This is a genomic window from Spirosoma oryzae (assembly GCF_003002825.1).
Taxonomy (GTDB): Bacteria; Bacteroidota; Bacteroidia; order Cytophagales; family Spirosomataceae; genus Spirosoma; species Spirosoma oryzae.
In genome coordinates this window covers 34,531-57,463 of sequence record NZ_PVTE01000012.1, presented here as the reverse complement: position 1 = coordinate 57,463, position 22,933 = coordinate 34,531, and the positions used below count along the sequence as shown (strand labels likewise).

Genomic DNA, 22,933 nt, shown 5'->3' with positions numbered 1-22,933 from the left:
ATCCCGTATCTTTACGGCTTAGAAACCGGACCGACAGTCAACGGCCGGTTTCGCATCCATGACAGACGTACTGATTATCGGCGGTGGCATCGTTGGGCTGGCTACGGCGCTGCGCATCAAACAACAGCGGCCCGCGCTCAAGGTCTTACTGATCGACAAAGAACCCGCCGTTGCCCGGCATCAGACGGGGCACAACTCCGGCGTTATCCACTCCGGCCTTTATTACAAACCCGGCTCCCTGAAAGCGACCAACTGCATTCGCGGGTACCGTATGTTGATCGATTTCTGCGACGCCGAAGGTATTCCGTACGACCTGTGCGGCAAGATTGTGGTCGCGACGAAGCAGGAGGAGCTGCCGCAACTCGACGTACTCCACCAGCGCGGGCAGCAGAATGGGCTGACGGGTCTGAAAAAACTGTCGGTCGGGGAGATGCGCGAAATCGAACCACACGTCACCGGTGTCGCCGGTATGTTCGTACCGCAAACAGGAATCATCGATTACAAGCAGGTGTCGGAACGCTACGCTGACAAGTTTCGGGAGCTGGGTGGCGAAATCCGGCTGGCCGAACGTGTCGAGCAGGTAACCCCCGGCAATACCCTGACCGTAGTCGTGACCAACAAAAATCGCTACGAAGCCAGGCTCGTCGTCAACTGTGCGGGCTTGTATTCCGATAAGATCGCGCAGCTAACCCAGCGCGATCCCGTCGACGTGCGGATTGTGCCGTTCCGGGGTGAATATTTCAAGCTAAAACCGGAAAAGGAATATCTCGTCAAAAACCTGATTTACCCCGTTCCTGACCCGAACTTCCCGTTCCTGGGCGTTCACTTTACCCGCATGGTGCACGGGGGTGTCGAAGCGGGGCCAAACGCTGTGCTGGCCTTTCAACGGGAAGGGTACACGAAGTCGGATGTGAATCTGAAAGAGTTTTTTGAAACGTTGGCGTGGCCCGGTTTCCAGAAAGTAGCTGCTAAATACTGGCAGACGGGCCTTGGTGAAATGTACCGATCGTTCTCGAAAAGCGCCTTCACGAAAGCGTTGCAGGGATTGATTCCGGCTATTCAGGAAGGTGACCTGGAAGATGGTGGCGCGGGGGTACGGGCCCAGGCTTGCGACCGCACCGGTGGCCTGCTCGATGACTTCGCCATTCTGGAAAACGACAAAGCGATCAACGTCATCAACGCGCCGTCGCCAGCGGCAACGTCCTCACTTTCCATCGGACAAACCGTTTCCGAAAAAGTCCTCGCCCGCTTCGATTAGTCAAAATTCAGTGACAGCATAAAAAAACAGCACCCTATCGAGGTGCTGTTTTCTTTTGTAGAGACGCAATCCGTTGCGTCTCACCGCCGGATGGTCTGTCTGACGAATCTGGCTGTCGCACGCTGAGACGCAACGGATTGCGTCTCTACATTATACATCCTGTTCCAGCAAAAACGCCTTGATAAATGGGTCAATGTCGCCATCAAGGACTGCGTCGGTGTTAGAGGTTTGATGGCCGGTACGGTGGTCTTTTACGCGTCGATCGTCTAGCACGTATGAGCGAATCTGCGACCCCCACTCGTTTTTTTGCTTACCCGCTTCCACTTCGGCACGAGCGGCATTACGCTTCTGCACCTCAATCTCGTACAGCTTTGATTTCAACAGCCGCATCGCTACTTCCTTGTTCTGTAGCTGACTGCGCTCCTGCTGACACTCGATGACCAAGCCCGACGGCTGGTGATGAAGCCGGACGGCTGTCTCGACTTTGTTGACGTTCTGACCACCGGCTCCGCCCGACCGAAACGTATCCCAGCGAATATCGGCCGGGTTGACGTCGATCTGAATCGTATCATCGACCAGCGGGTAGGCAAATACCGACGCAAAAGACGTGTGCCGTCGGGCGTTGGAATCGAAAGGCGAGATGCGTACCAGCCGGTGAACGCCATTTTCTGATTTCAGAAAGCCATAGGCCAGTGGGCCGTCGACCTCGATCGTTGCCGATTTGATGCCCGCCGTATCGCCTTCCTGATAATCGACCTGTTTGAGACTGTAACCATGTTTTTCGGCCCAGCGCATGTACATCCGGTAGAGCATGTCGGCCCAGTCCTGACTTTCTGTACCGCCGGCACCGGCGTTGATTTCGAGAACGGCACTGAGCTGATCCTCCTCGTTGCCGAGCATTTTCTTGAGTTCGAGTTCGTCGAGCGTTTCACTCACGTTCCGACCTTCGGCGTTGACTTCTTCTTCGGTAACGTCGCCGGCCTCGTAGAATTCGAACAGTGTTTCAAGATCGCCAAACTGACTATTCAGCTTTTCGTACCCGCTCGTCCAGCCTTTCAGCGACCGAACCTGCTTCATCACGCCCTCGGCGCGGGCGGCATCGGTCCAGAATTCGGGCTGAAACGTTTGCTGTTCGAGTTCGGCTAGTTGTGCCTTTTTGTTATCGTAGTCAAAGATACCCCCTCAAAGCCTCTACTCTGGCTCTCAAGTCGGTCAACTGATCAGTTGTCATGAACTTGTCTTGATTGATTGAAAATGGGTTTAAACACGGAGCAACGGAGGATTCACGGAGAAAATAAAGAATAACGCTTTGTATCTCTGTGCTTATGCTTCGTGTTCTCTGTGTTTACGAATACGCAAAGATAGAACAAAGCCACCGGGCGAGTGCGTTTCCGGGGAATCGGTATATTTGTTTGAAAACAACAGGACTATGGAAGCGGTACAACACTATTTTAAAACCATCGAGCGCACCGAAAATCCGCAGCTCATCATCGACCTGCCCGAGGGGGTCGACAAAGCCGAGGTAGAGGTTACTATCCGGCCATTGCACGACAAACCGGCAGACGAGCCCAAACCGTCGCGGTTAGAGATTATTCAACGGTACAAAGGTATTTTCAAGAACTCTACGTACCAAGTAGATAAGTACGACGTATATGACCAGTAGGATCATGCTGGATAGTTCGATACTAGTCGAGTACATTAAACAAAATAAGACAGAACTCCTCGACTGGCTAGCTAAAAACGATGCGTATGAGTTATGTGTCAATTCGACTGTCTTGAGTGAATGCACGTTCCACTGGATTGCGCTTTACGGGGGGAAGGCACCCCGGACCATACAACAGGCTGGGCGTATACCTGCTGTGCTGATAAATCGTCCGCCAGCAGAGTTTCTAAGCCAATTTACAGTCCTGCCGTCCGACGACCGCATCGTGCCGCTCTACCTCGACCTGATGCAGCAGTATAACCTATTACCCAACGATGCGCTCATCATCGCCACCGCCAAGCTGCATCAGATTCCGGCCGTAGCCAGTTTCGACGCTGATTTTGTGGACGCCTGCGCTGGTGAAGGCATCCGGCTCGTACGTGAGGTAGCCGATCTGGCCTAAGCCGGGCAAATCAACTTTTAGACCTACCTTTGCGTTCATCAAACAGGGGCGTTGGCTGGCTTGTCGGCTGACAATCACCCCGAGACTAACTAAAACCAATCAATGGCTTCACAGTACGACGTAATCGTTTTGGGTAGCGGACCGGGAGGCTACGTAGCTGCTATCCGGGCTTCGCAGTTGGGGTTGAAAACAGCCGTAGTTGAGCGCGAAAGCCTCGGCGGTATCTGCCTTAACTGGGGCTGTATCCCAACCAAAGCCCTGCTGAAATCAGCGCAGGTTTTTGAATACATCAAACATTCGGCCGACTATGGCATCACCGTACAGGGCGAAGCACAGGCCGATTTCGGTGCCGTCATCAAACGGAGCCGGGGCGTTGCCGACAGCATGAGCAAGGGCGTGCAGTTTCTGATGAAGAAAAACAAGATCGACATCATCAGTGGTGTCGGTACGGTAAAGCCCGGCAAAAAAGTCGACGTAAAAGACAAGGACGGTAAAACCACCACCTACGAAGGCAAGCACATCATTGTTGCTACCGGTGGGCGAGCCCGTCAGTTGCCAGCTGTCCCCATCGACGGCGAAAAAGTGATTGAATACCGGAAGGCCATGACGCTCGAAAAGCGGCCGGAGTCGATGCTTGTCATCGGATCGGGTGCTATCGGCGTTGAGTTTGCCTACGTCTACGCCAGCATGGGGACGAAAGTGACGATTGTCGAATTCCTGCCCAACGTAGTACCGGTCGAAGACGAGGACATCTCGAAAGAACTGGCCAAACAATACAAGAAGCTGGGCATCGACATCTTCACCAAGTCGGAAGTGACGAAAGTCGATACGGCGGGTAAGGGCTGTAAGGTGTTTGTCAAAACGCCCGATGGCGAGAAAACCTTCGACGTCGACATCGTACTGTCGGCTGCTGGTGTCGTCGCCAATATTGAAAACATTGGTCTGGAAGAGGTCGGTATCAACGTCGATAAAGGTAAAATCGTAACCGACGATTTCTACCGGACCAGCGTGCAGGGGTACTATGCCATTGGTGACTGCACGAAAGGGCAGGCATTAGCGCACGTAGCCTCGGCCGAAGCGATTATCTGCATCGAAAAAATTGCCGGACTGCCGCACGTCGAACCGCTGAACTACAATAATATTCCCGGTTGTACGTACTGCACGCCCGAAATCGCGTCGGTGGGTTATACCGAAAAAGCGGCTCGTGAAGCGGGCTATGAGCTGAAAGTCGGTAAGTTTCCGTTTACGGCATCGGGCAAAGCGAAAGCGGCCGGTACACCGGAAGGGTTCGTGAAAGTCATCTTCGACGCTAAATACGGCGAGTTCCTGGGCGCTCACTTCATCGGTAACAACGTTACGGAGATGATTGCCGAAGTGGTAGCGGCCCGTAAGCTCGAAACGACGGGCGAAGAAATCCTGAAAGCCGTCCACCCACACCCGACCATGTCGGAAGCCATCAAAGACGCTACCGAAGCCGCTTACGGCGAAGCGATACACTTGTAACGGTTTACAGTTTTCGGTTTACGGTGGGTGCCGTCTGAGCGATACCGTAAACTGAATACTGATTACTGTCCACCGAAAAGCCCTTGCCCTCGATTTTACGTTGGGCAAGGGCTTTTTTTTCGCGTAATTTTGTTGTACGATAATAACGCAGAACCACCCTGCGCTGCCGACCGACCGCTATGCTGAACGTTATTCAACTCCTGCCCGATTCAATTGCCAACCAGATTGCGGCCGGGGAGGTGGTGCAACGCCCGGCATCGGTGGTAAAAGAACTGCTCGAAAATTCGGTCGACGCCAAGGCGAAATCCATTCAGGTCATCATTCGGGAGGCCGGACGTAATCTGATCCAAATTATTGACGATGGTCTGGGGATGACCGAAACCGACGCCCGCATGAGCTTCGAACGGCACGCTACCTCGAAAATACGCTCGTCGGACGATCTGTTCCGGATCAAGACGATGGGATTTCGGGGGGAAGCACTGGCGTCGATTGCAGCCGTTGCGCAGGTGGAGATGCGTACCCGGCGGGCGGAGGAAGAACTGGGTACGCTCATCCGAATCGAAGGCTCCGACATCAAAGCGCAGGAGTCGATTTCCTGTCTGCCCGGTACCAATCTGCTGATCAAAAATCTGTTCTTCAACGTACCGGCCCGGCGCAACTTCCTAAAGTCGAATTCGGTGGAGATGCGGCACGTTATCGACGAATTTCAGCGGGTTGCGCTGGCTAACTCGGAAGTCGCGTTTTCGCTGTTTCACAACGACCAGGAAATCTACAACCTGCCCGCTGGCAAGCTGAGCCGTCGCATCATCGACATGTTCGGGAAGAGCTACCGGGAGCAGCTCAATCAGTGCGAGGAACAGACACCGTACGTGACCGTGCGTGGGTTTATCGGTAAGCCCGAATCGGCGAAGAAGGCCCGCAACGAACAGTTCTTCTTCGTCAACAACCGGTACATCAAACACAACTACCTGCACCACGCCGTCATCGGCGCGTATGAGGGCACATTGCCCGAAGGCAGTCATCCGTTCTACGTGCTGTTCATCGACATCGACCCGTCACACATCGACATCAATATTCACCCGACGAAAACGGAGATCAAGTTTGACGACGAGCGGTCGGTATACGCTATTATGATGGCAGCGGTTCGAAAAGCGGTTGGCGTTTACAACCTGGCACCATCGCTCGACTTCGATTCCGACGTCAACTTCCTGTCGGGTGGTCGGGGGGCCAGACCGAAGGACGGATCGGCAGATACGCCTGACGCAGCTCCGAAACCCATCACGCCGTCGTGGATGTCGGGAACGGCTGCACCCGCCAGCCAACCGGCGGAGAAAACCGACAAACCCCAGCCGCTGCGCAACGAATCGCTCGATACGGCCGCCGGGCGAAGCTTCGATATGCCATCACGCAAGGCCGATGTGCCGCCCAAACCGTCGGTCAATAACTGGCAGGCGTTGTTCGAAGGCGTATCCGACAAAAATCCGAAGAAGGAAACTACAGCGACTGGTGACTGGCTGGGGCCTGTATCCACAAAGCCCGCTGCGCCAATGCCGACAGCGTCGACTCCCGAACCCGTTAGTGAGCCGATCCGCATTGGTAGTCGGGCCAATCAGCGGGAGGAGGTTGCGCCCGACATGGTCGACGACGAAGCGATTGTACAGGTGCAAAATCGCTACCTGCTGGCACCGGTCAAATCAGGGATGATGCTGATCGATCAGCGCCGGGCTTATGAACGGATACTGTACGATCAGTTCCACGCGTCGCTGACCAAGCGTAATGGCTCGTCGCAGCAACTCCTGTTTCCCAAAACGATTTCGTTATCGCCGGTCGATTTTCAACTGGCGCTCGATCTGCGCGACGAACTGACCAGTCTTGGCTTTCAGTTCGATGAACTTGGGCATAACACGTTTATCATTCGGGGGGTGCCGACGCAGACGACGGGTGAGAAAGAGGAAGAACTGTTTGCTAATTTGCTGGCGCAACTGCGCGAAGATACCGGCCGGCTCAAACTCAACCGGCAGGAGTCGATGGCCCGGTCGTTGGCCCGGCGGTCGGCTCAACGGCACGTCATTCGACTGAGTGTACCCGAACGACGCGCGCTGGTCGATCAGTTGTTTGCGTCTGCCAATCCAAGTTATACGCCCGGCGGGGAATCCATCATGACGGTCTTGTCGTTAGATAAAATTGCGGGACTGTTCGCGTTGAAATAAGTTAAAAGAAGTACATTGTCTTACTAAAACGGAATGTTCAATAATATTACCCCAGTCGTTCGTGCACTCCTGATTCTGAACGTAATCGCGTATATGATTACGTCTTTTAACCCGAATCTTGTAGAGTTGTACGGGCTTCACTCGTTTCTGTCCGACCTGTTCAATCCCATACAGTTGCTGACCCATATGTTTCTGCACGGCGGACTGGGGCACATTTTCAGCAACATGATCGGATTGATCGTTTTCGGGCCGATGCTGGAGCGCTACTGGGGGCCGAGACGCTTTACGTTTTTTTACTTTTTCTGTGGACTGGGGGCGGCCCTGCTGTTCTCCGGGGTTAACTATTACGAGGTATCTGCCGTATATGAAGCTGTGCGTGACTACCGGGCCAACCCGACTCCCGACGGTTTTTCGGCGTTTATTACGGAACATGCGGGTGTTTACTACGACAACCTGTCTCAGTTCATTGATAGCTATCAGGCACAGCCGACAAACCCTGACTACGTGCAGGGTAGCCTGAAAATCGTCAATAAATTGTTCGGGCAGCAGGTCGATCAGCCGATGGTTGGCGCGTCGGGTGCGATATTTGGTGTGTTGATGGCGTTTGGGCTGCTGTTTCCAAACACTGAGCTACTTTTATTGTTTCCGCCTATACCAATCAAAGCGAAGTACTTCGTTATCCTTTACGGGGCATTCGAACTGTACTCGGGCGTCTATCAGCAGTCAGGCGATAACGTAGCACACTTCGCCCATATCGGTGGAATGCTATTTGCGTATATACTGGTTAAATACTGGAATTCACAACGGAAAACGTTTTACTAAGAATGAGCGGGTTGTTTGATGATTTTCGGAGCGAATTCAACAAGCCCAACAACACGTTGGTGCAGATCATACTAGTCAATACAGTTGTTTTTTTACTGCTGCTGCTGGCTAAGATCGGATTCATGATGGCCGACAATCAGGGGATGTATTACCTGATCCGGCAGCAAATCATGATTCCCGGCAGCATCCAGGCCTTTCTGCACAAACCCTGGACGCTGTTTACGTACTTCTTCGCCCACGACGATATTTTCCATATCCTGTACAACATGCTGTTTCTGTACTGGTTTGGGCGGCTGATTGACGAATATCTGGGTAACCGGCGGCTGGTCGGGCTGTACTTTATGGGCGGTGTGGCCGGCGGGGTTCTTTACCTGGCTATTTATAACACGGTTCCGTATTTTCAGCACCAGGCCGATACCGCACTGATGCTGGGTGCATCGGGGGCTGCGTATGCGGTCGCTGTTGGGGCTGCAACCCTGTTGCCGAATTACACATTTCACCTGCTGTTTCTCGGAGCCGTTCGGATTAAATACATCGTTTTCTTCTTTATTATTCTGTCGTTTGCGCAAACAGCTGGGGTTAACGCGGGCGGGCACCTGGCCCATCTGGGTGGGGCCGTTCTCGGCTTCGCTTACGTAAAAATGCTTCAGAACGGAACCGACATTGGCCGGCCAATTTATTGGGTGATGGAATCCTGGAACAATCTGGTACGGCCCAAGCCACCCGTGCGTGTATCGTACCGGCAGCGGAGTAGCGCCGGTGCTGCTACGAGTAGCTATGCCGCCGGAAGCACCAGCACCTCGGTTAACACGCCCGATCAGGACGAAGTCGATATGATTTTGGACAAAATTTCCAGATCGGGCTACGAAAGTCTGACCCGGGAAGAAAAGCAGAAGTTATTCCGGGCCAGTCAACGCAACTGATCGGTACTAAAATAAGATAAGCCCTCACACCGTTTGCGCGAATCCAGGCGGGTGAGGGCTTCGTTTATTTATATATTCCGGAAATTGCACTACTTTCGTTACGCCAACAACACGGCAAATCCGTCGTGGTGAACATTGCAAACCAAACGGTTGTTGTTGTCACACAGATACTTATTAGTCACGTATCATGCTGATCACCCCCGGCCCACTACTGGCCACCATCAACACGCCCGACGACCTTCGCAAACTCGATAAATCCCGTTTGTTCCAGCTCGCCGACGAGCTTCGCCAATTTATTATCGATGATGTGTCTGTCTTCGGCGGGCACTTTGGGGCCAGTCTAGGGGTAGTTGAGCTGACCGTCGCCCTGCATTATGTGTTCAACACGCCCGACGACAAACTCATCTGGGACGTTGGTCATCAGGCATACGGGCATAAAATCCTGACCGGTCGGCGGGAGAAATTTCATACGAACCGCTTCTATAAAGGCCTGTCCGGCTTTCCCAAACGCAAGGAAAGCGAGTACGACGCGTTCGGCGTAGGGCACTCGTCGACGTCGATTTCAGCGGCTTTGGGCATGGCTGTAGCTTCCCAGCTTCAGGGTAATCACGAGCGGCACCACATCGCCGTAATTGGCGATGGTGCCATGACGGCTGGCGAAGCGTTTGAAGGAATGAACCATGCTGGTGCTACCGACAGTAACCTGCTGATCGTTCTCAACGACAACTGCATCAGCATCGACCCAAACGTAGGCGCTCTCCGTGAGTACCTGACGGACATTACGACCTCGCAAACCTATAACAAGGTCAAGGAGGAAGTGTGGAACCTGCTCGGTAAAATGAGTAAGTTCGGTAAGAGCGCACAAGAGATCGTATCGAAGGTCGAATCGAGCATCAAATCGTCGCTGCTGGATCAGAGTAACCTGTTCGAGTCGCTGAACCTGCGGTACTTCGGCCCGATCGATGGTCACGACATCGATCATCTGACGAGTGTGCTGGACGATCTGAAAAAAATTCCCGGCCCGAAACTGCTACACGTACTGACCGTAAAAGGGAAAGGGTACGCGCCAGCCGAAAAAGATCAGACCAAATGGCACGCGCCGGGTCTGTTCGACAAGGTGACGGGGGTCATTCAGAAGAAAGTGTACGACACACCCCAGCCGCCCAAATACCAGGATGTGTTTGGGAATACGCTGGTCGAGCTGGCAGAGCAAAACCCACTTATCGTGGGCGTGACACCAGCTATGCCGTCGGGTTCGTCAATGAACATCATGATGAAAGTCATGCCGAAGCGGGCGTTCGACGTAGGTATTGCCGAACAGCATGCCGTTACGTTCTCGGCCGGTATGGCTGCGCAGGGCGAAATTGTGTTCTGCAATATCTATTCGACGTTTATGCAGCGAGCGTACGACCAGGTCATTCACGACGTCTGCATTCAGGAGTTACCCGTGATCTTCTGTCTTGATCGGGCTGGCTTTGCCGGTGCCGATGGGCCGACGCATCACGGAGCCTACGACATCGCCTTCATGCGCTGCATTCCAAACATGATCGTCGCTGCGCCGATGAATGAGCAGGAGTTGCGGAACATGATGTACACGGCCCAGTCGGAGAAAGTACAGCAGGGTAAACATGCGTTCACAATTCGTTATCCCCGTGGCGAAGGGGTTATGCCCAACTGGAAAACACCGTTCGAAGCGCAGGAAATCGGTAAAGGCCGACTAGTCAGTGAGGGCGAAGAGGTTGCGATACTGACCATTGGCCACATCGGTAATTACGCGGTGGACGCTGTTACGATGCTGGCAAAAGAAGGTATTCAGCCAGCTCATTATGATATGCGGTACGTGAAACCGCTGGACGAAGCACTATTGCATCAGATCTTCAGCCGTTTCGACAAGGTATTGACCGTAGAAGACGGCTGTCTGATGGGTGGTTTTGGTAGCGCTGTACTGGAGTTTATGGCAAATCACGGCTATATGGCTCGGGTAAAGCGGCTCGGTATTCCGGATGCCGTCGTTGAACACGGCGAGCAGATTCAGCTTCACAACGAGTGCGGCTTCGATCCACAAGGTATAGCGAATGCCGTTCGCGAACTGATATTTACCGGCCGCACGGTAGTAATCTGATAAACGATTTCTGACAGGATTACGGGATTGACGGGATTTGAAAATATCATCCTGCCAATCCTGTAATCCTGTCTTTGTTTTGTTGATATATGAAAGTATTCAAGTTTGGTGGGGCATCGGTGAAGGATGCTGCGGGCGTTCAGAATCTGGCTCGAATCGTTCGGCAACAGGGTATGAAATCGGCGGTGATCGTGTCGGCGATGGGGAAGACGACGAACGCACTGGAAGAACTGGTCTGGGCGTGGATTGCGAACGAGCGTCCAACGGTCGACGCCAAATTGACGCAGGTCCGGGCCTATCACGAAGGAATCATGGCCGGACTAACCGGCGATTTTTCGGCCGTCTACCAAACATTGGCTGGTCTTGAGTCGCTGACGACGTCGGCCCCTGCTGGCGGTACCGATGAGGTATACGACCAAATCGTGTCGCTCGGCGAAGTGTTGTCGACCCAGATCATCGCGGCTCATCTGCAACGTGCGGGCATACCGACCCGGTGGCTGGATGCTCGTCAGCTCGTCCGTACCGACGTTACGTTTCGGGAAGGTAAAGTCGACTGGACAGAGACGAAGAAGCGGATCATCGACGCGGTCGATAAACAGCAGGTCTCCATTATTCAGGGGTTTATCGGGCAGGCAGCTGACGGTCGAACTACGACGCTGGGGCGGGAAGGGTCCGACTATTCTGCGGCTATTGTCGCTTTCTGTCTAAACGCGGAAAGCGTGACGATCTGGAAGGATGTACCGGGGGTACTGAATGCCGATCCGAAGTGGTTCGACGATACCGTACTGTTGCAGCGAATCACCTATCAGGATGCCATTGAGCTGGCGTATTACGGGGCAACGGTCATTCACCCCAAGACGATCAAGCCGCTTCAAAACAAGCATATTCCGCTCTACGTCCGTTCATTCATCGACACCGAGGCACCGGGGACGATGATCGGTGATATCGGGCAGCACCTGACAACCCCGTCGTTTATCTTCAAGGTCAATCAGCTACTGATTTCGCTGCACCCGACCGATTTCTCGTTCATTGCCGAAGATAATCTAAGCCGAATCTTCGGTCGGTTTGCGCAGGCGGGGGTGAAGATCAATCTGATGCAGAATACAGCGATCAGCTTCTCGGTCGTCGTTGATAACGATCAAACTCGCATCAAATCCCTGCTCGACATGCTCCGACAGGATTTCCAGGTTAGCTACAACGACGGCCTGGAGCTGATCACGATTCGCTACTATGACCAAAGCACGATCGACCGGGTACTGGTCAACAAGCGCCTGTTGCTGGAGCAGAAAAGCCGGTATACGGTGCAACTGGTGGTGAAAGAAGCTTAGGTCAGTGTTCGGTTTCCAGTATACGGGTTACAGTAGCTGGTCGTGTACACGTTACCGTGAACCGTATACTGAAAACCGAAAACCGTTTCTAGAACTTTGGACAGGGCAGCTTTTTGTCGCGCCGGCGGACACCGGTACGACGCTCGGGCTTGTCGAAAATGTACGACAGCGACAGTTCGTGCGAGCCACCGCTACCGCTCAGCGACGAAATTGTGGCATCATAACTGTAGCCGATCGAAAACTTGTCGACCCGATAACCTGCCAGCAGGGCTACTGCATCATTGTTGTTGATCGTTGGCTCGTATTTCTTGAAGGGAATACCACGGTAATAGGCACCAATGGTGATGGGCGAATACGTCAGATAAGCCCCCAGATCAAGCTGATCGTACTTGCCCTGAAACTTGTAGAGAATTACCGGCGAAATACTAATCTCCCGGTCCAGTTCGTCGGAGAGGCCTGTAACACCGTTGAGTGGAATACGTAGCCCGGCATGAATACTCCCTTTCATCGGCAGGCGGCTCCGGCCACTGACAAAGAAGCCCTGATCGGGCCGGTTGATGTGGTGCGCCGATACGCCAACCCAATACCAATCGGAAAAAACCAGCCCACCCGTCGAGAAATCGAGGTATTTGTTCTTGGGAAAGCCGCCCTGCGCTATCGGATCGCCTGTGACACTACCCGATATGAACCCTCTGTCGTTAAACTGATCGCCGAAGGTCAGACCAAAATAGTTGATGTTCCGGTTAACATACGATCCCTGTAGGCCAAGCCGTACGGTCGATGTTTCGCTGATTTGAAACTGGTAAGCATATTGCAGACCTATCTCGGTAGCCTGAATGCGGCCCTGTCCCTGATTGTCGTTATTGATAATCAGGCCCACGCCACTGTTGATACGATCGAAATAATGGTCGAAGCCAACCATGGTCGTGACGTAGCTGGTGATGGCCGGCCACTGATTCCGGTAGTTTGCCGTCAGGCGTGGTGCGTAAGCCGATCCGGCGAAGGCAGGGTTGAGATAAAGGGGTGCTGCATAGAACTGTGTAAACTGTGGGTCCTGCGCTATGGCGAGCCGAACCGACACAAAAAACAGTACTACAGACAGGTATTTCTTAAACATAAGAAGTCGTAAAGCAACAGTTGGACCAACTTCGCGGTTGCAACACTAGTCAACATAAGTTGGTATAGATAACCAACAGACCAGCCTTAAAGCTAACGGATTTTGCCGTGCTGTTTCCTCCGCCGGGCGGATAAAATTTTAGTACCTCAACATCGTTTATACTAACGTAGTGCTCCCATAGTATGATATGTGCAGGAGCGAAATTGTGCGGGAGAATACAGGTAGCAGCCAGTTCCATGAAAGTCTTTACAAAGTGTACGCATTTAACGGGGTTGCTGTGGCTGCTGTGGCTGCTGTGCCTGCTTTTGGGGGCTGGCAGCGCGTGGGCACAGACGGAACCAAAGAGCTTTACCGTGACGACGCAGAAGTTTTGCGTGCCCGATCGGGATTGTGGCGCGGATTCGATTCGATTCGTTGATCTGGAGCGCACCGGCGTAACAACGCGCGTCTGGAATTTCGGCGATGGCAGTAGCGCGGTAACGAAAACAGCAGTAGCTGATTCGGCGGTTAATCACGTATTCCAGCAGGCGGGTACGTATACCGTAACGTTAACCAGAACAACTAGCGCGACTACGGTAACAACCAGCCAGTTTGTTACCATATTCGACCGGCCGCAGTCGTTTGCTGGCTGGCGAACGGATACCACTATCTGTCAAGGCGAACGTATTACGCTTGACCCGTATGCGAGCGGCCCCCCCCAGTCAGGACTGACCTTTCTCTGGTACCCGAAAGGGCAGACGACACAGTCGATCGATGTTGACAGTTCGGGTTGCTATTCCGTTGAAGTGACGAACCAAAGCGGCTGTACGTACCAGGATCGTATAAACGTAGACGTCTGCGGTGAGAAGAAAGAGTCGCAGGGGGTAAAGTGGTATTTTGGCCAGAACGCCGGTCTGGATTTTGGTGGTGGTGGTACCCCGAAACCGATTACAGATGGGAACCTTAGCACGATCGAAGGATCGTCTTCAATTGCGAATACGAAGGGTCAATTGCTGTTTTACACGGACGGAATAACCATCTACGGGAAAGATGGCAAACCTCTGAGATCGCTGGACCCCAGAGACTCTGCGGCTACGGCTACGCCAATCAGGCTGGGCGGAAACAGGCGCTCCACACAATCGGCGCTGATCGTGCCGAAACCGACCTGTCGTGGGTGTGAGTATCTCTATTACGTATACACGACTACCGAAATTAACGGCACCAAGCAACTGGCTTACAGCATTGTCGATATGCGCCAGGAGAAGGGTAAAGGTGCTGTTATTCAAAAAAATATTCCCATCAACGCGCCCGGCCAGGGCACCGAGCAGTCGGCTTCGGTCAAGAACGAACGGGATTCGACATTCTGGGTAATCAACCGTGTTTTCGGTACGAACCAGTATCAGGTGCGCCACCTGACGAAGGCTGATAATCCATCATCGGCGACGACGATTACCGGCGGCACATCGGCTACGGCGACTGTGAACGGTGAAGGCTATATGAAGATCGGCCCGGCGGATACGGCCAGCGTTAACGGTGCCAGCAGGCCGATGGCCGTGGTTGTACCGGGGCCACCCCGCAACTCCGTCGAACTGTTTACCTTCAATGACTCAACGGGCGCACTTACGTACAATAAAACGATCGACCTGGGGCCGGCCCCGCCGAAAGCGTACGGTGTCGAATTCTCGCCCGACGGTAAGAGTCTGTACATAACGATGCTGGCTGACACAAACAGCGACGGTAGTCAGAAAGGATTATCCTACATCGTTAGCTATGATCTGAACCAGCCCGACTCACTCCTGGCCCGATCGCGAACGGTAATTGATAGTAGTTCAACCCGTCAGTATGGGTCGATACAGATTGGCCCGGACGGACGAATCTATGTAGCGGTGAAAGGTAGCAATACCCTGGGGACCATCGAAAATCCGAATGGCGGTTTGCTCGACAGTCTACGCTTCAATCCGGCGGGTCAGTCATTGGGTGGTAAGACGAGCCAACTGGGTTTGCCCAACCTGGTGTCGAACTTTAACGATCAGTCGAGTGGGCCGGGCTTTACCTACTCGGATACCTGCGCCCGTCAGCCAACCGTGTTTCAGGGAAGTCCAAACTGTCCCAAGCTGAAAGAAACCTACACCTGGAGCTTCGGTGATGGCAGCGTGCCCGTGTCGACGACGGCATTGCAGCCACAACGGCACACCTATCAGCAGCCGGGGCAGTATAAGGTTAGCTTTCATATCGTGACACAAAACAGCACGGGCGGGATTTGTAAGGATACAATTATTGACCGGACAATCACGATTCTGGCAACGCCCGAGCAGATGAATTTGGGGCCTGACACAGTGATTTGTAACCGACGAGGTATTACGCTCGATCTGAAAGTACCGGCAACCAACTACGTCTGGCTGGTCAACGGCGCTGTGGCGGGGCGACAGAAGACGATTACGTTTACCCAACCGGGTTTCTATTACGCTATCGGTTTTGCCTCGAACGGTGAGTGTTATAAGAGCGATACGATTCGGGTGCAGATCAGGCCAGTGCCTTCGCTCAATCTGGGTCCCGATACACTAACCTGTTATAAATTGACTATTGAGTTGACCGTACCACAGCAGGTCTGGCGAAACTTCCGCTGGAATACGGGAGCCACAACGAAGACGATTACCACGACAGCTGCTGGCGTATATAGTGTGACGGCAACATTCCCAACGGATAATGCTGTCTGTGAAAACAGCGATACGATTCGGGTCAGCGAACTGCCTAAAATTCAATTGCGGGCTGCGCTGACTGGTCCACGCTCCTGTACGTCGGCCGATGGAGCCATCGCGCTAACGGTTACGCCAGCCGGCAGCTACACGTATACGTACGCCTGGACACGAACTGACGGTGCTGTACTACCGGGAACCGCCCAGCTGACAAACTTAGTCGAAGGGCGGTATAGCGTGCGCGTAACCGATAGCGTGCACACCTGCCGGGTCGACTCGGCGTTTCAGCTCAAATCGACAGCGAACCAGCTGGCATTGACGCCGACTGTGCGCGATGCGCTTTGTAGCATACCGAATAGTGGCACGATCAGTCTGAACATAACGGGCGGAACAGCGGTGGCCTACGTCTGGCTCGACCAGAACAATAACCTGATTGCCTCGACACCCATCTTCGACAAAGCCGCACCGGGGCGGTATAACGTACAGGTGCAGGATGCCAACGGCTGTAAAGCTAATCGGGACAGTATCGTAGTTGGGCTAGACAGCGCCGGATTTGCCCGGTTGGCGGCTGCGCCACCGAAGTGTATCGGTCAGGCAGTATCGTTGTCGCTGGTAACGGGCGACCTGACGGGAAACGTGTATCAGTGGAGCAATGGGGCCACATCACCGACCATCAACGTCAGTCAGCCGGGTTCGTACAGCGTCACGGTAACCAATACGCAGACAGGGTGTAAGGGGAGCAGTAGCGTACAGGTTGCCGATCGACCCGCACCTAACTTCTCCTTTACGCAGCAGGCGGCTCTGTGTGTCGGCGATCAGGGCCGAACGCAACTGGTAGCCAATGGAGCTACTGGCCTGCAATTTCGATGGTTAGGTAGCGACGGACGACCCCTGGCCGATACGGCTCGCATACTACCCGTTAGCCAGGTCGGAAACTACATCCTGCGGGTTACTGATCCGCTTGGCTGCACTGCTTCAGCTACGGCCAGCGTAATCAACCAGTGCGAACCCCGTGTGAACGTACCCGACGCGTTCTCGCCCAACAATGACGGTATCAACGATCAGTTCCAGGTGTTCAGTAACTACATCACCGACTACGAGATGCGGGTTTATAATCGCTGGGGTGAGGTGATTTTCGTGTCGACTAATCCGGAGCAGAAGTGGGACGGCACCTACCGTGGGTCCGACTATCCGTCGATGTTGTATCCGTACGTACTCACCTATAAAAGCGAGTCATTTCCCGATCGTGGAAAGCTTGTCAAGCGTGGGTCGGTACTGCTGGTTCGCTAGTAGGAACGATTGTCAGGAAGCCCGGACAGGAGTCACTGTTCGGGCTTTTTTTATGCGCAGGAAGTTGCTACGTACGACCGGGGAAAAGCCGGCGAAATCGCTGATTTTCCGGGTATTTTTTCGTAAATTTGAAGGAAGCGAATCTGCCGAAAATAGCTTTCTAAGGCCGTTTTAGGGTAGATTCCGTACCAATAAAAAAGCCATGCGAAACGACGTATTGAAAGGATCGGGTGAGGGCATGACGGCCACCGATAAAGAGATCGAACGGGCACTACGACCGCTGTCGTTCGAAGACTTTACGGGGCAGGCAAAAGTGCTTGAAAACCTGGAAGTGTTTGTGCGGGCAGCCATGCAGCGGGGCGATGCGCTCGACCACGTGTTGCTCCACGGCCCGCCGGGATTAGGCAAAACCACACTCTCGCATATCATCGCCAATGAGCTGAACGCCAACATCAAAATGACGTCCGGCCCGGTACTCGACAAACCCAGCGACCTTGCCGGCCTGCTGACGAATTTACAGCCAAACGACGTGCTGTTTATCGATGAGATTCACCGGCTCAATCCCATTGTAGAGGAGTACCTGTATTCGGCGATGGAAGATTACAAGATCGACATCATGCTCGATTCGGGGCCGAATGCGCGCACGGTACAAATTAAGCTCAATCCGTTTACGCTGATCGGTGCGACAACCCGCGCAGGTATGCTGACGTCGCCCCTGCGGGCACGATTCGGTATCAGCTGCCGGCTTGAATATTACGACGCAAAACTACTGACCAGTATCGTTCAGCGCTCGTCGGCTATCCTGGGTACGCCCATCGACGAAACCGGAGCCTTCGAGATTGCCCGTCGGAGCCGGGGTACACCGCGTATTGCCAACAACCTGCTGCGCCGGACCCGCGATTTTGCACAGGTGAAAGGAAATGGCATTATCAACGTCGACATTGCCGAAATCGCGCTGAGTGCGCTCGACGTCGATCAGAACGGGCTGGATGACATGGACAACCGCATCCTGTCGACGATCATCGAGAAGTTCAAAGGTGGACCGGTAGGCATCACGACGATTGCCACCGCCTGCGGAGAGGAGTCGGAAACGATCGAGGAAGTGTACGAGCCGTTTCTGATTCAGGAAGGTTTTCTAAAGCGTACGTCGCGTGGTCGGGAAGCGACCGAGAAAGCCTACCACCACCTGGGTGTCATGCCGCCCATGCGGCCCGGCGAACTCTTCAATTAATTAGCTGAAAACGGGCTGTCCCGATCACCGATCTGCGTCGAACGCTAGCGGTGGTCGGGACAGCCCGTTTTTGAACGAATCAGCTACTGAACGATCTTACTCTTGTAAATGCATTCGATAATTTCAGCAACGGCCGTATCGACAAGAAAATAGAAAATATTCTTGCCGCTGCGCCGGATATCCAGAATACCCTTGTCGCGCATGTTGATCAGGTGATGGGAAATCAGTGATTGCTCAGCGTTCAGGTTTTTGTAGATCGTCGATACATTCAGCTCCGTGTTTTCATTGAGCATTTGAATGATCCGAATACGGAGCGGATGAGCAACGGCTTTCAGGACGTAGGCCGCTTTGTCGATCTGTTTATCGTTTTCCATAACTGTGTTGGGTACCATTGAGAGAAAATACGAGGAAGCTTACTCGGTGAAATTAGTGGCAAACCCATAAAATAGACATGATTAACAGACTAAAGGTATATATGAATTTATCCAAAGGTCCGATTACTTTCTATTTAGGAATGAAAACAGGTTTATAAGTCAGCAAATTAACTGCTTCGTAAATTAGCGACTCACAATCAAGCGGTTGAAAAAACATACCTAGTCGGGTACATACGTCGATCTTTTCGTTCGGCGCCAGCTGGTTAAAAAGACGCCCGACAGAACCAGACCTGTACCCACGAGCTGCTGCCAGCTGATGGCTTCGTGCAGGATTGTGGTGGATAACCCGATGGTGAAAATTGGGCCGATACTGGCAATGATCGACGTGTTGCTCGCACCCACCCGCTTGATGCCTTCGGCCATCATGAACGTCGGTAAAACCGTAACGAAGAGCGCCATCAGTACGCCCAGCCAATAGACAGTCGTCGGATAATGAAACAGGGCAGTACCCGACGCTATCGTACCGTGAATAAGGGTCGGAACGGTAGCGGCTATCATGGCGTAACAGGTAAATCGCTGTGAGCCAAGCTGACGCATAACCGATTCGCTACCGACCAGATACAGCGCGTAAACCAGCCCACTCAATATTACCCAGAAGGCACCAAGAGCTACGTCCTGTTGTGTCGACAGGCGAATGTTGCCGACAAACGCCAGTAGTATACCGGCATACGTCAGCAACAGCGCTAGTAGCTGTTGGCGGGTTACCCGGCGACCAAAACCGATCGCATTTAGCAGTAGCACAAACGTTGGGTAAACGAACAGCAGTATCCGCTCCAGGCTGGCCGATATGTATAGTAAGCCAATGAAGTTGAACAGGCTGGCGAAATAATAGCCGGTAATACCGACAGCCGCCAGAGTCAGCCACTCCCGGCGCGAGAGCGTAACCGGGCCCTCTGCGCGGTTTAGGTACTGACCAATAGCCAGATAAAAAGGCAGCGAGAACGCCATGCGCAACGTCAACAACGCAATGGGATCGATCGGGTAACGAAAGGCCAGCTTGATCAGAATGCCTTTACAGGCAAAGCAGAACGCCGACAGCAGCACAAAACCAACCCCTACCCAATAATGACCACGATTTTCCATGTCTGCGCTGTTGATGAACACAAAAAAGCACTGACGCGACAGACTCCGGTCGCATCAGTGCTGAACGAGTAGTCGAAGCCGTTACTTCTGTCGGAAGAACAGCGTTAGCGGTACACCGGTAAAGTCGAAATGTTCGCGAATTCGGTTTTCCAGAAACCGTTGATACGATTCCTGTACATACTGCGGCAGGTTACAGAAAAAGACGAACGTCGGTGAGGGCGTCGGTACCTGTAGCATGTATTTGATCCGAATCATTTTACCCTTCAGCGATGGGGGCGGGAATTTCTCGATGTCGGGTTGCAGCGCGTCGTTGAGTTTCGACGTCGTCACTTTCTTGCCCCGGTTCTCATACACTTCCATTGCTTTTTCCATCACCTGAAAAATGCGCTGCTTCTCGTGAACCGACGCGAAGATGATCGGGACGTAGTCAATCGGCATCATCCGCTGAATCATTTCCTTCCGCAGTACGTCGGCGGTGCGGTGATCCTTCTCCACGGCGTCCCATTTGTTGACCATGATGACAACGCCTTTCTTGGCTTTCACCGCCTGCCCGATGATGTTCAGGTCCTGCGCTTCCAGTCCGCGTGTAGCGTCGAGCATGACGATACAAACGTCCGACTCTTCCATCGCCTTTATCGAACGCAGTGTCGAGTAAAACTCAATGTTGTCCTGCACCCGGGCTTTGCGCCGAATACCAGCCGTATCAGTAAGAATGAAATCTTTACCGTACGCTTTGTACCGGGTGTTGATGGCGTCGCGGGTTGTTCCGGCAATGTCGGTGACAATGCTACGTTCCTGTCCGGTCAGAACGTTCAGGAACGACGATTTACCCACGTTCGGTCGGCCGAGGATAGCGATTTTAGGAATACCGGCATCAGGGTCTTCCACGCCCGGTCCCTGAAAGTGCTTCACGACCTCATCGAGCAGATCGCCCGTACCCGAACCCGTCATCGACGAAATCGCGTAGGGGTCACCCAGGCCCAGGCTGTAGAACTCAGCCGCGCCCTGTGAACGCTCGGCTGATTCCGCTTTGTTTGCCACGATGTATACCGGCTTCTTCGACCGGCGCAACACGTTGGCAAAATCCTCATCAAGCCCGGTGATGCCCGTTTGGGTATCAACCATAAACAGCAGTACGGTCGACTCCTGAATGGCAATTTCGACCTGCTCCCGAATCGATTCTTCGAAGACGTCTTCCGAGCCGACGACATAGCCGCCCGTATCGATAACGGTAAAATAAACACCGTTCCACTCGGCCGTACCGTAATGGCGGTCGCGGGTAACCCCGCTCTGGTTGTCCATAATGGCCTGGCGCTGTTCCGTCAGACGGTTAAACAGCGTGGACTTACCCACGTTTGGGCGGCCAACGATTGCTACAATATTTGCCATGAGTTGAAGGGGAAAGAACGAAACGGCACGAGCAGGCTTCAGCGCGGGTATGACGGGTGGCCTGCCGGTTTGCTACGGCATTCCTTCCGTTTATTCGTCGTAACCGAGTCGGCGCAGCATGCGATCTTTCTGACGCCAGTCGGGCTCTACTTTGACGAACTGTTCTAAAAATACTTTTTTGCCGAAAAACCGTTCGAGTTCTTCACGAGCCATAATGCCCGTTTTCTTAATCATCTTACCGCCTTCACCCAGCAGGATCGCCCGCTGCGTAGGCCGTTCGACGAGAATTTCAGCCTGAATGACGATGATGTCGTCTTTCTCCTTGAAACCAATCACAACGACTTCGCTACTGTAAGGCACTTCCTTCTTGTAGTTCAGGAAGATCTTTTCCCGAATGATTTCCGACGCGAAGAAGCGCTCCGGCTTATCGGTCAGCTCATCTTTCGGGAAATAAGGTGGGTGCTGTGGAAGCCGCGTGATGATGGCATCGAACACCTGGTCGATGTTGAAATTGTTCAGCGCCGAAATGGGGATGATCGCGTCGGCCCGGAAGTGATTGCTCCAGTACTCGATCTTTTCCTGCACCTGTTCCTGCGTTGCCTGATCGACCTTGTTGATTAGCAGCAGGATCGGTACTTCCGACTTTTGCAGGCGCTCGATGACGTCGTTTTCGTCGTGCTGTTCGAAAATATCGGTTACGAACAGAACCACATCGGCATCTTCGATCGAACCCCGCACAAAACTCATCATCGACTCATGCAGCTTGTACAGCGGCTTGATGATGCCCGGCGTATCGGAGTAAACGAGCTGAAACTCCTGACCTTCATGCGTACCGTTGAGGATACCCATGATGCGGTGACGGGTGGTCTGGGCTTTCGACGTGATAATGGAAAGGCGCTCGCCAACGAGCTGATTCATCAGGGTGGATTTGCCGACGTTAGGCTTGCCGACAATACTGACGAAGCCGGCCTTATGGTCGGCCGGCGAATTTTCTATGACTTGTGTATTCATTCGTAGGTGATCCCGCTGACTGATTGTCAGCGGCTTTTGCAAACAACGGCGGCTTTTTTAAAAACGTTTCCGCGAGCCGCAAACTTTTTTTTTGACAAAGGTAGTTGTAATTCTCAAAAGCTGTCGTACTTTTGCACTCACAACACCGCGGGATGGAGCAGTTGGTAGCTCGTTGGGCTTAAGGTTATCAGTAAAATGATAACGGTAATTGCAAGACCTGATCGCACGATAAGCACGTTGTCGTGTGATGGATGAAAATCCAAGTTTTGTAATTCATGGGCGGTACTGGGGGAAACACCAGTATGTTAACCTGCCAAATTCGGGGAAGCCGGTAGTGCGGTAATCCCGAGCCAAGCCAAAAGGAAACTTTTGGAAGGTGTAGAGACTGAATGGTGGGCACCCTAACGAAGTTAGACGAGGGTGAAGAGACAG

At 53.2% G+C, this 22,933-nt stretch carries 17 protein-coding genes; 11 read left to right on the top strand and 6 right to left on the bottom strand.

What is annotated here, in order from left to right; genetic code table 11:
- The first annotated feature begins 58 nt into the window (after positions 1-58).
- Positions 59-1,258: an L-2-hydroxyglutarate oxidase gene (gene lhgO / locus CLV58_RS15120; RefSeq protein ID WP_106138671.1), complete on the top strand. Its 1,200-nt coding sequence runs from the start codon at positions 59-61 to the stop codon at positions 1,256-1,258.
- A 150-nt stretch (positions 1,259-1,408) separates the two neighbouring features.
- On the opposite strand, the gene prfB is transcribed toward lhgO, so the two are convergent.
- A protein-coding gene (gene prfB, locus CLV58_RS15115; protein ID WP_146141442.1) for a peptide chain release factor 2 occupies positions 1,409-2,489 on the bottom strand; the annotation gives its coding sequence in 2 pieces (ribosomal slippage) (positions 1,409-2,428 and positions 2,430-2,489; 1,080 coding nt in all).
- A gap of 198 nt (positions 2,490-2,687) precedes the next feature.
- Here prfB and CLV58_RS15110 point away from each other — a divergent pair.
- The 8 genes from CLV58_RS15110 to CLV58_RS15075 all read left to right on the top strand — a co-directional run bounded on the left by CLV58_RS15110 (position 2,688) and on the right by CLV58_RS15075 (position 12,271).
- Entirely contained in the window at positions 2,688-2,921 is a 234-nt protein-coding gene (locus tag CLV58_RS15110) for a hypothetical protein (RefSeq protein WP_106138669.1), read from the top strand.
- Positions 2,911-3,363 carry a type II toxin-antitoxin system VapC family toxin gene (locus tag CLV58_RS15105; protein ID WP_245882339.1) on the top strand — a complete coding sequence of 151 codons (453 nt, stop codon included), beginning with the start codon at positions 2,911-2,913 and terminating at the stop codon, positions 3,361-3,363. Before CLV58_RS15110 ends, CLV58_RS15105 begins: the two co-directional genes overlap by 11 nt.
- A 102-nt stretch (positions 3,364-3,465) precedes the next feature.
- Complete coding sequence (lpdA, locus tag CLV58_RS15100; protein ID WP_106138668.1) at positions 3,466-4,866, top strand: dihydrolipoyl dehydrogenase; 1,401 nt, start codon at positions 3,466-3,468, stop codon at positions 4,864-4,866.
- A gap of 179 nt (positions 4,867-5,045) precedes the next feature.
- Positions 5,046-7,076 carry a DNA mismatch repair endonuclease MutL gene (gene mutL, locus CLV58_RS15095; RefSeq protein ID WP_106138667.1) on the top strand — a complete coding sequence of 677 codons (2,031 nt, stop codon included), beginning with the start codon at positions 5,046-5,048 and terminating at the stop codon, positions 7,074-7,076.
- Positions 7,077-7,169: 93 nt separating this feature from the next.
- Positions 7,170-7,898 (top strand): rhomboid family intramembrane serine protease, encoded by a 729-nt coding sequence (locus tag CLV58_RS15090; RefSeq protein ID WP_425443527.1) that lies wholly within the window; start codon positions 7,170-7,172, stop codon positions 7,896-7,898.
- Between the two features lie 2 nt (positions 7,899-7,900).
- Entirely contained in the window at positions 7,901-8,821 is a 921-nt protein-coding gene (locus CLV58_RS15085; protein WP_106138665.1) for a rhomboid family intramembrane serine protease, read from the top strand.
- A 187-nt stretch (positions 8,822-9,008) separates the two neighbouring features.
- A complete protein-coding gene (gene dxs, locus CLV58_RS15080; protein WP_106138664.1) occupies positions 9,009-10,943 on the top strand; it encodes a 1-deoxy-D-xylulose-5-phosphate synthase in 1,935 nt (644 codons plus the stop codon).
- 89 nt (positions 10,944-11,032) lie between these two features.
- Positions 11,033-12,271 carry an aspartate kinase gene (locus CLV58_RS15075; RefSeq protein ID WP_106138663.1) on the top strand — a complete coding sequence of 413 codons (1,239 nt, stop codon included), beginning with the start codon at positions 11,033-11,035 and terminating at the stop codon, positions 12,269-12,271.
- Positions 12,272-12,359: 88 nt separating this feature from the next.
- Here CLV58_RS15075 and CLV58_RS15070 read toward each other — a convergent pair whose 3' ends face one another.
- Positions 12,360-13,388: a PorP/SprF family type IX secretion system membrane protein gene (locus tag CLV58_RS15070; protein ID WP_106138662.1), complete on the bottom strand. Its 1,029-nt coding sequence runs from the start codon at positions 13,386-13,388 to the stop codon at positions 12,360-12,362.
- Between the two features lie 236 nt (positions 13,389-13,624).
- Here CLV58_RS15070 and CLV58_RS15065 point away from each other — a divergent pair, with 236 nt between their 5' ends.
- The gene (locus CLV58_RS15065) at positions 13,625-17,353 is read left to right on the top strand and encodes a PKD domain-containing protein (protein ID WP_211300860.1); all 3,729 of its coding nucleotides are present in this window, start codon (positions 13,625-13,627) and stop codon (positions 17,351-17,353) included.
- Between the two features lie 202 nt (positions 17,354-17,555).
- On the top strand, positions 17,556-18,584 hold the full coding sequence (ruvB, locus tag CLV58_RS15060; RefSeq protein WP_106138661.1) for a Holliday junction branch migration DNA helicase RuvB: 1,029 nt from the start codon (positions 17,556-17,558) through the stop codon (positions 18,582-18,584).
- Between the two features lie 83 nt (positions 18,585-18,667).
- On the opposite strand, the gene CLV58_RS15055 is transcribed toward ruvB, so the two are convergent.
- The 4 genes from CLV58_RS15055 to era form a co-directional block, all read right to left on the bottom strand.
- Positions 18,668-18,958, bottom strand: coding sequence for an ArsR/SmtB family transcription factor (locus CLV58_RS15055; RefSeq protein ID WP_245882338.1), 291 nt, complete (start codon positions 18,956-18,958; stop codon positions 18,668-18,670).
- A gap of 219 nt (positions 18,959-19,177) precedes the next feature.
- Positions 19,178-20,101: a DMT family transporter gene (locus CLV58_RS15050; RefSeq protein WP_106138659.1), complete on the bottom strand. Its 924-nt coding sequence runs from the start codon at positions 20,099-20,101 to the stop codon at positions 19,178-19,180.
- Positions 20,102-20,182: 81 nt separating this feature from the next.
- Positions 20,183-21,490, bottom strand: coding sequence for a ribosome biogenesis GTPase Der (gene der / locus CLV58_RS15045; protein WP_106138658.1), 1,308 nt, complete (start codon positions 21,488-21,490; stop codon positions 20,183-20,185).
- 90 nt (positions 21,491-21,580) lie between these two features.
- Positions 21,581-22,501 (bottom strand): GTPase Era, encoded by a 921-nt coding sequence (gene era, locus CLV58_RS15040; protein ID WP_106138657.1) that lies wholly within the window; start codon positions 22,499-22,501, stop codon positions 21,581-21,583.
- Positions 22,502-22,933: the final 432 nt, after the last annotated feature.